Source organism: Enterococcus sp. AZ079, assembly GCF_050547255.1.
Taxonomy (GTDB): domain Bacteria; phylum Bacillota; class Bacilli; order Lactobacillales; family Enterococcaceae; genus Enterococcus_D; species Enterococcus_D casseliflavus.
Window position 1 is genome coordinate 1200583 of the sequence record NZ_CP172955.1, and the last position, 13955, is coordinate 1214537.

Annotated in this window: 12 protein-coding genes; 8 read left to right on the forward strand and 4 right to left on the reverse strand. The window is 43.3% G+C overall.

Annotated features, from left to right (window positions below; genetic code table 11):
* Nucleotides 1-9: 9 nt before the first annotated feature.
* Nucleotides 10-1374, forward strand: coding sequence for a magnesium transporter (mgtE, locus tag IGJ15_RS05870; protein WP_010749430.1), 1365 nt, complete (start codon nucleotides 10-12; stop codon nucleotides 1372-1374).
* A gap of 56 nt (nucleotides 1375-1430) precedes the next feature.
* Here the strand turns inward: mgtE and IGJ15_RS05875 are convergent, their stop codons facing one another.
* Complete coding sequence (locus tag IGJ15_RS05875; protein ID WP_010749431.1) at nucleotides 1431-2267, reverse strand: AraC family transcriptional regulator; 837 nt, start codon at nucleotides 2265-2267, stop codon at nucleotides 1431-1433.
* Nucleotides 2268-2411: 144 nt separating this feature from the next.
* On the opposite strand from IGJ15_RS05875, the gene IGJ15_RS05880 reads away from it, so the two are divergent.
* The gene (locus IGJ15_RS05880; RefSeq protein WP_010749432.1) at nucleotides 2412-4163 is read left to right on the forward strand and encodes an ABC transporter ATP-binding protein; all 1752 of its coding nucleotides are present in this window, start codon (nucleotides 2412-2414) and stop codon (nucleotides 4161-4163) included.
* Nucleotides 4150-5931, forward strand: coding sequence for an ABC transporter ATP-binding protein (locus IGJ15_RS05885; protein ID WP_060792246.1), 1782 nt, complete (start codon nucleotides 4150-4152; stop codon nucleotides 5929-5931). The genes IGJ15_RS05880 and IGJ15_RS05885 overlap by 14 nt, the downstream gene beginning before the upstream one ends.
* A 61-nt stretch (nucleotides 5932-5992) precedes the next feature.
* Here IGJ15_RS05885 and IGJ15_RS05890 read toward each other — a convergent pair whose 3' ends face one another.
* Nucleotides 5993-6634 (reverse strand): copper homeostasis protein CutC, encoded by a 642-nt coding sequence (locus IGJ15_RS05890; RefSeq protein WP_015509972.1) that lies wholly within the window; start codon nucleotides 6632-6634, stop codon nucleotides 5993-5995.
* A 102-nt stretch (nucleotides 6635-6736) separates the two neighbouring features.
* Here IGJ15_RS05890 and IGJ15_RS05895 point away from each other — a divergent pair, with 102 nt between their 5' ends.
* The 5 genes from IGJ15_RS05895 (at nucleotide 6737) to IGJ15_RS05915 (ending at nucleotide 12111) form a co-directional block, all read left to right on the forward strand.
* Nucleotides 6737-7579: a methyltransferase domain-containing protein gene (locus tag IGJ15_RS05895; RefSeq protein ID WP_231434804.1), complete on the forward strand. Its 843-nt coding sequence runs from the start codon at nucleotides 6737-6739 to the stop codon at nucleotides 7577-7579.
* A 353-nt stretch (nucleotides 7580-7932) separates the two neighbouring features.
* A complete protein-coding gene (trmL, locus tag IGJ15_RS05900; protein ID WP_015509970.1) occupies nucleotides 7933-8436 on the forward strand; it encodes a tRNA (uridine(34)/cytosine(34)/5-carboxymethylaminomethyluridine(34)-2'-O)-methyltransferase TrmL in 504 nt (167 codons plus the stop codon).
* 17 nt (nucleotides 8437-8453) lie between these two features.
* Complete coding sequence (locus tag IGJ15_RS05905) at nucleotides 8454-9107, forward strand: histidine phosphatase family protein (RefSeq protein WP_015509969.1); 654 nt, start codon at nucleotides 8454-8456, stop codon at nucleotides 9105-9107.
* Between the two features lie 20 nt (nucleotides 9108-9127).
* A complete protein-coding gene (gene recD2, locus IGJ15_RS05910) occupies nucleotides 9128-11782 on the forward strand; it encodes an SF1B family DNA helicase RecD2 (protein ID WP_231434803.1) in 2655 nt (884 codons plus the stop codon).
* A 101-nt stretch (nucleotides 11783-11883) separates the two neighbouring features.
* A complete protein-coding gene (locus IGJ15_RS05915; RefSeq protein ID WP_005229738.1) occupies nucleotides 11884-12111 on the forward strand; it encodes a hypothetical protein in 228 nt (75 codons plus the stop codon).
* A gap of 103 nt (nucleotides 12112-12214) precedes the next feature.
* Here the strand turns inward: IGJ15_RS05915 and IGJ15_RS05920 are convergent, their stop codons facing one another.
* Both IGJ15_RS05920 and IGJ15_RS05925 read right to left on the reverse strand, forming a co-directional pair.
* Nucleotides 12215-12838 carry a response regulator transcription factor gene (locus IGJ15_RS05920; protein WP_010749438.1) on the reverse strand — a complete coding sequence of 208 codons (624 nt, stop codon included), beginning with the start codon at nucleotides 12836-12838 and terminating at the stop codon, nucleotides 12215-12217.
* A complete protein-coding gene (locus IGJ15_RS05925) occupies nucleotides 12835-13944 on the reverse strand; it encodes a sensor histidine kinase (protein WP_375354794.1) in 1110 nt (369 codons plus the stop codon). Before IGJ15_RS05925 ends, IGJ15_RS05920 begins: the two co-directional genes overlap by 4 nt.
* Nucleotides 13945-13955: the final 11 nt, after the last annotated feature.

Sequence of the window (13955 nt, forward strand, 5' to 3'; positions counted from 1 at the left end):
GTGAAGAGATTGGATGAAAATCAAGAATTAACCGAACGGTTTGATCAACTGAATCAAGCATTAAAAGACAATGATATCCAGGGATTTCGTGAGGCATTCTTGGATCTGCATATCTACGAGCAGGGGCAATTCTACCAATCTCTAGAAGCAGCCGATCGACAAATCGTCTATACGTATCTATCGCCGAAAGAATTAGCAGACATGTTTGACGTCATTGAAGAAGATGATGAACACATGGTGGACTATCTTTCAGAGATGCGCCCCGCCTATGCGGCTGATATGTTGGCGCAAATGTATACCGATAATGCGGTTGACCTGCTGAATACTCTGGATAAAAAACAAACAGCGAAATATTTGAGTTTGATGACCGCTGAAGCTGCTAGCGAAATCAAAGAGCTGCTGCACTATGAAGATGAAACTGCTGGATCGCTGATGACTACCGAGTTTGTTTCCATTGTTGCCAACCAAACGGTTCGTTCAGCGATGTATGTCTTAAAAAATGCCGCAGATGTTGCCGAGACGATTTACTATATTTACGTCGTGGATACTGATAATAAGCTTGTGGGCGTTATTTCTTTAAGAGACTTGATCATCAATGATGAAGATACCATGATCGCTGATATTTTGAACGAGCGGGTGATGTCGGTCCATGTTGGAGATGACCAAGAGGATGTCGCTCAGACCTTCCGAGATTATGACTTTCTTGCATTGCCAGTCACTGATTATGACGATCACCTATTAGGGATCGTGACCGTCGATGATATCATCGACGTTATCGATGATGAAGCAGCCAGTGACTACTCTGGATTGGCAGGGGTCAATGTGGAAGAAGTCAGTGAGAACCCGATCAAAGCGTCTTCGAGACGCTTGCCTTGGCTTATCACCTTACTCTTTCTCGGAATGGCCACCGCCAGTCTGATCAGTCATTATGAAGAGTTGGTCAGCGAAGCAAGTATTCTCGCTGTCTTTATCTCACTGATCACTGGGACCGCCGGTAATGCTGGTACCCAATCCTTAGCCGTAGCCGTTCGTCGTCTGGCGATCAATGACGACAAAGAAAACAGCTTTATGAAGACGGTAGTTGGTGAAGTGCTGACAGGACTGTTCACAGGTGCCATCACGGGGTTGACGATTTTTGCTATCGTAGCTGTCTGGAAACAAAATCCGATTCTAGGGTTTGTGATTGGGATGGCGATGATGTGTGCCATCACAGTAGCCAACTTAGCGGGAAGTTTGATCCCGATGCTGATGGACAAGCTGGGGTTTGATCCAGCAGTGGCAAGTGGTCCGTTTATCACGACCCTTAGCGATTTGACCAGTGTTTTGATCTATTTCAACATTGCCAGTCTTTTTATGAACTATTTTATTCAATGAACAAAAAAGAGCAAGCCGATGATTCTTCATTCGAAGGAAGGTCATCGGCTTGCTCTTTAATTTTTTGGTTTTGGCAATACCCCAGAAGGAGAGACACCATAAAGTTTTTTAAAAGACTTGCTAAAGTGATAAGCATCCTGATAGCCCACAGCAGAGGCGACTTCTTTGATCGTGAGGTTTTCATTTTTTAACATGTCTTTGGCACGCTTTAAGCGAATCTCAATCAAGTAGTTGATGGGACTGACACCCGTCGCCTCTTTAAAAATCTTTGAAAGGTACGTCGGGCTGAGAAATTGATCCTGTGCGAGCTTCTCTAACGTGATTTCTTCTTTGTAATGATTTTCCAAGTAATAGACCGTATAGTTGACGATCTGTTGTTGTCGTCGTTGGCTTTTGGAAAGGTAAGGCACGACATTGATATGGTCTTCATTTAGTCCACGTAAAATGTAGACGAGCATCTCCATCAAAACAGCCTTTTGCATCAATTGAAACTCATCCCGCTCTTCACTGCTTTCTCTCACCAACTGCCAGGCTTTTTCCAAAACTTGATGATGGTATTTGCCTAGCTCCAACAAGGGGTGTTTGTTCGGGAAAAAATTCCGTTTAAACCCTTCCAAAGAAATATTTTTCAAACCAATATGCAGCTGATGGGAGCGAGTGCCCTTTGGCTGCAATTCGCAGTGATCGACGCCAGGATTGAAAAGCATGACGCTGCCAGCACGGATTTTTTTCGCTGGTTCTTTTTCAAAATAATAGGTACTTTCTCCTTCTAATAAGACGCTGATTTCTAAAAAGTCATGATGGTGCATTTCTCCATGACTTTCTGATTGCGTCCATGGGTCAAAGAGATAGATGATTTCTGGATTAAACGTGCGAGGGTTAACTAAATTCATGGCTGATTCACTCCAATTGGGTGCTTATTTCCTGTAAAAAAAGGGAATGGTGCTTCTTACTAATATTTTACATCAAAATGAGTAAGAAAAACCATTCAAATCGCTTTTCAAAACGCTAAGCTTAACAACGAGAGGGGGAATTAGATGAGTAATACACAATGGATCTGGCGCTATGCCAAAAAGAACCGGGGAAAAATCATATTGGCAGTCCTGTTTTTAGTGATCAATGCAGCGCTGATCATTGTTAATCCGTACTTGGGAGGAATGGTGATCGATGATGTCATCAATCAGCAAAAAACGCACTTATTGATTCCATTATTGTTGATCATGATCGCAACGACCGTCATTCGTACCATTGTCCGCTACAGTTATCAAATTTTATTTGAACGGGTCGGGCAAAATACGCTATACGATTTACGGGAAGATTTGTATCAGAAGCTGCAAGAATTGGATTTCGACTTTTTCAATCACACTCGTGTGGGAGATATTATGGCACGGATGACTGGTGATACCGATGCCATTCGCCACTTTGTTTCTTGGGTGACCTACAATATCGCTGAATGTATCTTGTGGTTCTTTTCAGCGGTGGTGGTTATGAGCTTCATTGATTGGAAATTGATGTTGGCGCTGGTGGCTGTCACACCGATCATATTTCTGTTGACCAATCGCATGTCTAAGAAAGCACACCCGTTGTTTTTTGACATTCGTGAGAGCTTTTCGCGCTTGAATTCAATGGTGGAAGAAAATATCGGCGGCAATCGAGTGGTGAAAGCTTTTGCTCGTGAAAATTTTGAGATTGAAAAATTTCGCTCTTACAACGAAGATTTTAAGACCCGCAATATGGCATCTGCCAAAGTATCCCGTACCTATCTGCCATGGCTTGATGGCTTAGCAGGAAGTTTGTCAGTCATTGCCTTGATTTTGGGTGGGATCTTCGTTATCAACGGCGAGATGACATTAGGGGATCTTGTTGCGTTTAATGGCTATCTTTGGATGTTGAATAATCCTATGCGCATGAGTGGTTGGTTGATCAACGATGTTCAGCGATTTTCTGCAGCCTGTATCAAAATTCGGCAAATGTTGGCGCAAGAATCGAAAATTCCTGTTCATCAACAAGAAAAATTAGAGCCAATCAAAGGATTTGTAGAGTTTAAAGATGTTTCCTTCCACTTTTCGGATGATCCGAATCAAAATGTGTTGGAAAACATCAACTTCAAAATTGGCCCTGGCCAAACGTTAGGGATCTTAGGGGAAACTGGGTCAGGGAAAACGACGTTAGTGAATTTGGTTGGACGCTTTTATGATCCCACTGAAGGGGAAGTATTGATTGATGGAAAAAACGCCAAAGAGTATCCCGTGCGCCAAATGCGGGAAAACATTTCAATGGTGATGCAAGATGTTTTCTTGTTTTCCAATACCATCTCCGACAACATTGCTTTTGGAAATCCTTTAGCTGATGAAGGCTTTATTCGGCAAATGGCGGTAGTCGCTGATGCAGATACCTTTATTTCTCGGATGCCTCAAGGCTATGAAACGATCGTGGGCGAGCGAGGTGTGGGGCTTTCTGGCGGACAAAAACAACGGATCTCCCTAGCACGGGCCTTAGCCAAAGATCCATCGATCTTGATTTTGGATGATACGACGTCTGCCGTCGATATGGAGACAGAATCGAAGATCCAACAGGAGCTGACAAAATTAACAGGAGAGAAAACGACGTTTATCATTGCGCATCGAATTTCCTCTGTTCGAGAAGCCGATCAGATTCTGATGATGGAAAAAGGACGAGTCGTTGAACAAGGGACCCATGAAGAACTTGTCAGTCTGCGGGGCAAATACTACGAAGTGTATCAAAAACAATTAGGCTTGTCAGGAGGTGAAGACGATGGCGAGAAATAAATTTGATGTGGATGAGGAATTAGACCAGGAGTTTAGTTGGAAGGATTTCAAACGCTTGTCACAATATGTCGTTCCTTATAAAAGAAGTATTGCCAAAGTCCTATTTACGATCATTCTGGCAAACTTAGCAGGAATGTTGGCGCCCGTTTTCACAAAGATCGCGATCGATTCATCGATTCCTGAGAAAAATGTCAACCAATTGCTGCTTCTAGGAGCTGCCTTTCTAGTGACCTTGATCGTTATCGGCGTCTGCATGCGTTACCGTATCTACCATATCACGAATATTGGTCAAGACGTATTGAAGGATATGCGCTTTGATATTTTTGAACATCTGCAGCGACTGCCTTTTTCTTATTTTGATACAAGGCCCCACGGCAAGATCTTGATTCGCATCGTAAACTATATCAATACACTGAGTGACCTATTGAGCAACGGCCTGATCAATTTGATCTCGGATGTTTTCAACGTCATCATCACCTTGATCTTTATGTTTGCGATCGACTTCAAATTGACCTTGTATTCCCTTGCGTTGCTGCCAATTTTGTTCATCATGGTGATGGTGATCAAGAATAACCAGCGCAAAGCCTATCAGGTGTTGAGTAATAAACAATCCAATCTAAATGCTTACATTCATGAAAGTATTGCTGGTATCAAGATTACTCAATCCTTTGCGCGAGAAGAAGAAAATGCTGAGATCTTCCAAGAAGTCAGCAATGATTACCGGACTTCATGGATGAAAGCTGTCAAAATTCAGTTTCTGATGTGGCCAGGGGTGCAAAACATTTCAGTCATTACGACTTGTTTGATTTATTTTGTCGGCATTCGTCAGATCGGTGTCGATGTCAGCACAGGTACTCTGATCGCTTTTATCAGTTATATCAATAATTTCTGGAATCCAGTCATCAATATCGGGAATTTTTATAATTCTTTGATTACAGCAACAGCCTATCTTGAACGGATTTTTGAAACGATGGATGAAGTCCCAGATATCGAAGACAAACCTGATGCAAACGTATTGCCGACGATGAAAGGGACCGTTGATTTTGAACACGTGACCTTCCGATACGAAGAAGGCAAAAACATTCTTTCTGATGTTAACTTCCACATTGAACCTGGGGAAAGTATTGCTTTGGTTGGTCCTACTGGTGCAGGGAAAACCACGATCATCAACTTGCTGAGCCGCTTTTATGATGTCAATGAAGGCAGTGTTAAAGTGGATGGGATGGACGTTCGTGACGTGACGCTGGAATCGCTGCGCTCACAAATGGGGGTCATGCTGCAAGATACCTTTATTTTCTCAGGAACGATCATAGAGAATATTCGCTATGGAAAATTAGATGCGACAGAAGAAGAGATCATCGAAGCAGCGAAGATCGTCCGTGCCCACGACTTTATCACGGAGTTGAAAGACGGCTATCAAACCGTCGTCGAAGAACGAGGAAGTACTTTATCTGCAGGGCAACGGCAACTGATTTCCTTTGCCCGAGCGTTGTTGGCTGATCCAAAAATTTTGATCTTAGATGAAGCGACCTCAAGTATCGATACGAAGACAGAAGAATTGCTGCAAGAAGGATTGTTGAAGCTGTTAGAAGGCAGAACCTCATTTATCATCGCTCACCGATTATCCACGATCAAAAATTCTGATCGAATCTTTTACGTGGCAGGGGGGACGATCGCTGAATCGGGTAACCATGATCAGCTAATGGCACAAAAAGGCTTGTATCACCATTTGTATCAATCACAATACGACTTATTGCAAGCCATCTAAAAGAATCCCTACAAACGATAGAAGCGCATCGTTTGTGGGGATTTCTTTGTGTCCTTCAAGCTCAATCGTTAAGGTCAACGATTCTGGTTCCATGAACTTCTTTTACACCTAGTGTATCGGCAACTTCTTGGGCATTTTCAAAGGAAATGCCACCGCCAGGTAAAATCGTTAAACGCTCACCAGCATAGGCGATCAATTCTTTCAGACGATCGAAATTTGCTTCGATTGGAGTGCCTGCAGCACCACCATGGGTCAAAATCCGCTGTACCCCATGCTCAGCTAACCAATCGATCGCCTTGAATTGGCGCGCTGCAGGAATCGCGTCGAACGCCATGTGAAAAGTAACCTGCAAGCCTTCTGCGGTTTCTAACAGTAGCTCCAATGCTTCTTCGTCCAACCAGCCGCTAGGTGTTAAGCAACCTAGAACAACGCCGTCTGTTCCTAATTTTTTTGCTTCGATCAAGTCGGTATGCATGATTTTCAGTTCTGTATCATTGTAAACAAAATCACCACCCCGAGGTCGAATGATCGTCATAACGGGTATTCCTTTTTCGCCAGCATATTGCAGAACTTCTTCTTGCACGCCGGTACTTGGTGTTGTTCCGCCGACTGCTAAATTATCACAGAGTTCGATGCGCTTTGCACCTCGGGCGATCGCTAAGGGAATATTGGTATAGTTTTCTGCACAAAATTCTTTTAACATGATTTACCTCCATTAGATGGGTGTTCAATTGATTTGTTATTCTATCCACTAGCATTCTACCACAAGAATATGCTAAAGTAGAGCAGAGATGAGGGAAGTTGAATGTTAAAAAAAATCGATCGCGGGCGCCTTTTTTTAAACGCCCATTATCACTTGTTTGAATGTCCATTGTGCCGCCAAGCATTTTTCCCGACCGAAAATGGCTTGGTTTGTCCAAATCGTCATCGATTTGACTTATCAAAGAAAGGCACACTTTTCTTTTTGGATCATCAAGTCAAAGCAGATTATGATCAAGCACTGTTTTTGCCGCGTCAACGAATGATCGCTAGCGGCATGTATGCACCAGTCATTGAATGCATCAAAGCAGCTTTAGGGGATGCTAAGCATCTTTTAGATGTTGGCTGCGGGGAAGGCAGTTTTCTGGCTCAGCTGGTCAATGAAAAGACTCAGGCGGCTGTCGGCTTTGATATTGCCAAGGACGGAGTCTATCTAGCAACCAATCAAAACGTACCAGCTTTTTGGTGTGTAGCGGATCTGACCAACCTGCCGTTTGCTGAAGCGAGCTTTGATACGATTTTCAATCTATTTTCGCCGTCAAATTATGGGGAGTTTAACCGCATTTTAAGAAAAGGCGGACAGCTGATCAAAGTGGTCCCTGCGGCGGATTATTTAAAAGAACTACGAGCCGCTTTTTATCCTGACGATGAAACAAAACAACAGTATTCGAATGAACGGGTCGTTAGCAAATTTTTTGAACACTATCCCAACGCATCCCGTCAAAGAGTGACGCATGTTTTTGCGATCCCTGAAGAAAATCGTCAAGATTTACTTGCCATGTCCCCGTTAGAGTGGGGGGCTTCGGAGGAACGCAAAGAAAAGCTGCGACAAACCCCTTTGACACAGATTACGGTTGATGTTGAGGTGTTGATTGCGAAAATTTCCTGAAAATATTTTGAACTTTTTTGTTATTTACTCTTGCAATCATGCCATGGGAGTGATATATTGTTCTCAAGTCATTTTTCATTGGTTTTTATCAGGTTCCTGTTCTGATAAAAGTTAGTGAAAAGAGCTTCACTAACGTAACGACTCGCAGTGATCGACACCGAGTTGGTACGTTTTTTTTATGCCCAAAAAAGCGCCCAAAAAATGTTGTTTCTAGAAAAACAAGCGTGCCAAAATATGGTACTATAGAAGTTATTGAAGTAGTTATTGAGCATGTAATGGAAAACGTAACGTTTAACGACACAAATCAATGCGAGAACCGATCGGCAGTATCCGATCGAAAGGAGTTTTTATCTATGAATCACATCGTTCTTTTTGAACCTCAGATCCCAGCCAATACGGGGAATATTGCACGGACGTGTGCAGCAACAAATACTCATTTACACTTAATCGAGCCTTTAGGCTTTTCAACGGATGACAAGCAATTGAAGCGTGCTGGGCTTGATTATTGGCACGATGTCAATATTACCTATCATAAAGATTTAGCTGCTTTTATGGACTTTTTAGGAGCGCGTCCGTTGTACCTGATCTCGAAATTTGCCAATCGCGTGTATTCTGATGTCGATTACACCGCCGATGACGATCAGTTCTTCATTTTTGGGAAAGAAACGACGGGGCTTCCAGAAAGCTTTATGCGTGAGCATGCCGAAAAATGCTTGCGGATCCCTATGAATGATGAGCACGTTCGTTCCCTAAATCTATCAAATACGGCGGCCTTGATCATTTATGAAGTTTTGCGGCAGCAAGGATTTCCGCAGTTGGAATTGACGCATCATTACGAGAACGACAAATTAGACTAAGAAGCGAGGCTTTTTCGATGCAATTATACTTTACCCGTCACGGAAAAACAGAGTGGAACCAAGCACGCCGCTTTCAAGGAATGCTGGGGGATTCGCCGTTATTGCCAGAAAGTTATGACGAGATCAAATTACTCGGTGATTATCTGGCAGCTATTCCTTTTGAGAAGATTTACTCAAGTACATCTTTGCGAGCAAAAGTGACTGCCCAAGAGATCCAAGCAAGACTCCAACACCCTGTTGAAATCATTTATAATGAGAACCTGCGAGAAATCGGACTCGGTGAATTGGAAGGTCGGTCCATCGATGAAATGCATGAGAAGTATCCCCAGCAACTGACTGATTTGCGTAATCACCTGGATCGATACGATCCCAGTGCCTTTAAAGGTGAGCCGATCCAAGAAACATTGAGCCGAATCGAGACCGTCGTCATGGATGCGGTGATGCAGCATGAAGGCCCATTATTGTTCGTCGGTCATGGAGCATCCTTTACGGCTGCTATACAGTGGCTTGCAGGCAAACCATTAGCCGAATTAAGAGAGCAAGGTGGATTAGTCAATAACAGCGTTAGCTTATTAGAGACGAATGAACAAAAAGTATTGCCTTTTGAACTAAAAGTTTGGAATGAAGCAAGCTTTTTAAGCAATCAGGCAGGATTAGACGCTTTATTGTAAACCATGAAAGGAGCGGCACCATGATTCCAGAAAGAACGTTTTTTGTCGGCCATGTTGCCGCCATCTTTTTCCAGAATCCCAGCAATTTTTATAAAGTACTATTAGTTAAAGTCACTGAGAATAATGCCGACTACAAAGACTCGGAGATCGTCGTTACTGGTAGTTTCGGCGAAATCCAAGAAGAGGAAAAGTATCGGTTTTTTGGTGAGCTGGTCAATCATCCCAAGTATGGCGTCCAGTTGAAGGCCGAAAGCTACCAACAAGAACAACCAACCTCTGAACAAGGGTTGATCGCCTATCTTTCAGGAGAAAAATTTCCTGGGATCGGCAAGAAGACCGCTGAAAAAATCGTTGATCTTTTAGGAGAAGAAGCGATCGACCGGATGCTGGAAGAACCAACATTGTTGGAGCAGATTCCAGGATTGAATGAAAGTAAGCAGAAAATGATTTTAGATACCGTTCGGCAAAATCATGGGATGGATCAAGTGATCGTTGGCTTGAGCCGTTATGGTTTTGGTAGTCAGATTTCTTTTGCAATCTACCAAGCCTACAAAAATGAAGCATTAGCAATTATCGAAGAAAATCCTTACCAGCTGGTGGAAGACATTGAAGGCATTGGCTTTAAACGCGCAGATGGCATCGCTGAGCAGCTAGGGATCGAAGCTTCGTCACCGCAACGGTTTCGAGCCGCAGTCTTGCATCAGATCTTTGCCCAATCCTTGCAGACGGGTAATACCTTTATCCACGCCCAGGACTTGTTAGAGCAGACACTGCGTTTATTAGAGACGAGTCGACCTATTGAGATCGCGCCAGACGACCTGGCCTCAACGATCATTCAGTTAGTGGAAGAAGGAAAAATCCAGCAAGAAGAAACTCGTTTATATGAAAACAGTTTGTACTTTTCTGAGTGGGGAATCGCTAGTTCCATCGAACGCTTGCTTTCCCGCAAAAAAGAGATCGTGTATCCTGAGAAAAAAATCAGCAAAACGCTGCGAAAAATTGAGAAGCATCTAGGCATCACCTATGGTTCTTCGCAAGAAGAAGCAATCAAAGAAGCCATCCGTTCGCCATTGTTTATTTTGACAGGAGGACCTGGTACTGGGAAAACGACGGTGATCAATGGGATCGTACAATTGTTTGCTGAATTGAACGATTTGGACTTAGAACCATCAAAATACAGCGACGAAACCTTTCCGATTCTCTTGGCAGCACCGACTGGTCGAGCCGCCAAACGAATGAACGAAACGACTGGCTTGCCAAGTGGTACGATCCATCGTTTGTTAGGCTTGAACGGACGTGAAAAAGCGCCATCGATCAGTCCAAAAGAATTAGAAGGCGGCTTACTGATCGTCGATGAGATGTCTATGGTGGATACATGGCTGGCGAATACCCTCTTTAAGTCGATTCCTACGAATATGCAAGTGATTTTTGTGGGGGATAAAGATCAGCTTCCTTCTGTGGGACCAGGGCAAGTCCTTCATGACTTGCTAGCGATCGCTGCGATCCCGAAACAAGAATTGACGGAAATCTATCGTCAAGGCGATGGGTCAAGTATTATTCCACTCGCCCATGCCATAAAAAACGGGCAGCTGCCTGCTGATTTTACACAAAACCAAAAAGATCGTTCTTTCTTTGCGTGTGATGCTTACAAAATCGAACCGTTGATCGCTCAAATCGTGAAACGGGCAAAAGACAAAGGCTATACGCCGCAAGATATTCAAGTGTTGGCACCGATGTATCGTGGGGCAGCGGGTATCGATGCCCTTAATAAAATGATGCAAGAGATTTTTAACCCCAATGATGGGACCAAAAAAGAGGTGACCTTCAATGATACGGTGTATCGTATCGGCGATAAGGTCTTGCAGTTGGTAAACTCTCCTGAAGATAACGTGTTTAATGGCGATATGGGTCAAATCGTTGGGATCACTCTAGCCAAACAGTCGGAAGACAAGATCGACGAGCTGGTCATTCAATTTGATGCCAACGAAGTGACCTATAAGCGGAATGAATGGAACAAGATCACGTTATCCTACTGTTGTTCGATCCATAAATCTCAAGGCAGTGAATTTCAAATGGTTATTTTGCCGATGGTTCATCAATACCAACGTATGCTGCAGCGCAATTTGCTATATACTGCTGTGACCCGCAGCAAAGAGATGCTGATTTTACTTGGTGAACCACAAGCGTACCAAACTTGTGTCAACCACGAATCTGCGACTCGTTTAACGACGCTGAAAGAACGCATCAATGGCACAGAAAAAATGACGCCGTTGCAACGAGCAAAATTGGCCCAATTTGAAGAAGCCGATGATCCATTTTATGATGATTCCTCTGTTGACACGAAAGTAAAAACGTCTTCGACGAAGATAAAGGAGCAATCCAGCACTGAAGTTACTGCTAACAAGCAAGCGGTAGAAAAGACCTCAGATAGTGGGCTTGATTTGTTTGCTTTTGCCGAGACGGAGCCGTCAGCATCAAATCAGACAGAAACGGCAAAGCCTCTGTCAGGGGATAAGGTTCTAAGTGAAGGGACTACGGGGGAAGAAGCACTCATCGAAGAAACGCCGAACGATGGTGTATTGACTTTAACGATGGTCAAAAAGCATTTAGTGGATCCAATGATTGGCATGAAGGATTGTTCTCCATACGACTTTATGCCCACAAAAAATGGTTGATTCAAAGATGAGAAAATACTAAAAAAGGGTCGTTAGTGAGCGCTTTCTTTTGGTTTTTTAGCTTCTTATGCTAAGCTAAAATCAAAAGGAGGCGTTACGTTATGGCGAAAGAAACCGAAGATAAATTAGCAAAATTAGCAAAAGAATCTGGCAACGACTTTAAAAAGTTAGATGAGATGGAAAAAGAATTCAAATTGGATGAAAGTCCTGAGTCAGAACGAGGCGATCGGGAAGAATCTGGCTTAGAAAAAACGTTAGATAAGGCACCGATTTTTCCGCCTAACACACCGAATAATCCAACGAATCCTGGCAGTCCTGGAAATCCATAGCTTGTCCACCAAAAAACTACGACAGTCGGATATTCGAATAGAAAACAAAAAGCCTGAAGAATGCAGCTTCGCATTCTTCAGGCTTTTTTGCAATCGATGAGGTTTACTTTAAATGCTGATAATAATAGATCGCTAATTGCGTGCGATCCCGCAACTCCAGCTTTTCTAGTAATTGACTGATGTAATTACGAATGGTTCCATCACTTAGATACAAGGCATCGGCGATTTCTTTATTATTTTTACCCGCTGCTACTTCTTTGATGATCGCAAGTTCACGTTCGCTAAAAGATGCTTGATTATCTATCGCTGGTTGGTTCTTCATCATTTGCGTGAAGGTCTCGACGATCTCATTCCCAAACACGACTTGCCCATTGTATGCGGCTTTGACAGAAGGGATGATCGCTTGCAGGTTCTGTTTGATCAAATATCCTTTGACACCGATAGAAAAGGCTTCACGAATGTATTCTTGATCTTTGAAGGTGGTCAAAAGCAAGAGGATCGCTTGCGGAAATTTAGCCAGTATTTCTTTGGCAGCAGCGATCCCAGTTTGTTCCGGCATACGGATGTCGGTCAACAAAACATCCGGACGATGGGCTTCGTAAAGAGCAATGGCGTCTTTGGCACAATGACCGATACCCAGCACCTGAATCTCTTCTGTACTTTCAAGAATGGTTTGTAACGAGGTCGTCACAAACGGGTCATCATCAATAATGACTACAGTAATCATTGGTGTTCCTCCTTTGGTAAAATGATCGTCAACTGAAAGCGTTGGTTTTCTTGTAAAATATGAACTTGACCTTGCAGCTCCTGGACCCGTTGACGCATCGTCTTCAGACCGATTCCGCTGTTTGCAGTTTGGGGTGAATTGACGTCCTCGTTGGTGATTTGCAAACGGTAAAAGGCGGGCAGCGTGCGAAAATGCACGACAACGGTTTTGGCATGACTGTGTTTGATGCTGTTGGTCAAGGCTTCTTTGATGACCATTAAGAAACAGTTTTGCTGTGCTTCGCTCAATCCTTCAAACAAGTTTCCTTCAATCGTTATGGAAGAGGGGAAATCAGCAATCAGAAACTCTATGGCTTGCGGAAAAGAAATCGATTTTTCATGGAGATCATGAACGCTTTGCCGAATGCGATCCATCCCAGTGTGAACCGTTGCACTCAAATTTGCTAACGGCACATTTAATTTCGGCTCTTGATTGATCATTTCAAGCGCACCAATTTGTAAAATGGCACTCGAAAGTAGATGGCCGACATTGTCATGGATATCTCGCGCGATTCGATTTCGTTCTTCCGCGATTTGTAAGGCTAATTTTGTCTCTTGTGAGAGGGCTAATGCTTTGTTTTGTTCCGATAACTGCTGCTGCTTTTCCCAATGGGTATCTTTTGAAGCAATATATTTTTTCTCAAGATCGATCATTCGCTGCTCTTTTTTTCGTAAATAAAAAGCGAAAAGCAGTAGCAGGATGATAAAGGCGAGCTCAGTGGGTGAATGGTTGCCAACCGTCGAAATCAACAAGAAACCTAATAGGAATAAACCATCATCTTGTCTTTCTTTTGGAGCGATCACCCGCATCATTGCGGGCAAAAAGAGGGCAAGCGCTGGCCAAAAGGCACATAGCAGCAACAGAATAACTTGAAAAAACCAGCTTGGTTTCTTAGGCAGCAAATAACTGACGCCAGTAAATAAAACAGCGATCAGCAGATAGATGACTTGCACAGCAACAAATCCTTGGTTTACCAATAAGAACAATGAGATAGCGAGGAAAAAGCCCGCTTCGGTGAGTGGTCGATAGTTCGTCATAGGAGACTCCTTCATTGTGACAAATGTCATGGTTGGTTTAG

Excerpts from the sequence above, each read along its gene's own strand:
- IGJ15_RS05875 (WP_010749431.1), bottom strand. The coding sequence starts at position 2,267 with ATGAATTTAGTTAACCCTCGCACGTTTAATCCAGAAATCATCTATCTC.
- IGJ15_RS05880 (WP_010749432.1), top strand. The coding sequence starts at position 2,412 with ATGAGTAATACACAATGGATCTGGCGCTATGCCAAAAAGAACCGGGGA.
- IGJ15_RS05885 (WP_060792246.1), top strand. The coding sequence starts at position 4,150 with ATGGCGAGAAATAAATTTGATGTGGATGAGGAATTAGACCAGGAGTTT.
- IGJ15_RS05890 (WP_015509972.1), bottom strand. The coding sequence starts at position 6,634 with ATGTTAAAAGAATTTTGTGCAGAAAACTATACCAATATTCCCTTAGCG.
- IGJ15_RS05895 (WP_231434804.1), top strand. The coding sequence starts at position 6,737 with ATGTTAAAAAAAATCGATCGCGGGCGCCTTTTTTTAAACGCCCATTAT.
- trmL (WP_015509970.1), top strand. The coding sequence starts at position 7,933 with ATGAATCACATCGTTCTTTTTGAACCTCAGATCCCAGCCAATACGGGG.
- IGJ15_RS05905 (WP_015509969.1), top strand. The coding sequence starts at position 8,454 with ATGCAATTATACTTTACCCGTCACGGAAAAACAGAGTGGAACCAAGCA.
- recD2 (WP_231434803.1), top strand. The coding sequence starts at position 9,128 with ATGATTCCAGAAAGAACGTTTTTTGTCGGCCATGTTGCCGCCATCTTT.
- IGJ15_RS05915 (WP_005229738.1), top strand. The coding sequence starts at position 11,884 with ATGGCGAAAGAAACCGAAGATAAATTAGCAAAATTAGCAAAAGAATCT.
- IGJ15_RS05920 (WP_010749438.1), bottom strand. The coding sequence starts at position 12,838 with ATGATTACTGTAGTCATTATTGATGATGACCCGTTTGTGACGACCTCG.
- IGJ15_RS05925 (WP_375354794.1), bottom strand. The coding sequence starts at position 13,944 with ATGACATTTGTCACAATGAAGGAGTCTCCTATGACGAACTATCGACCA.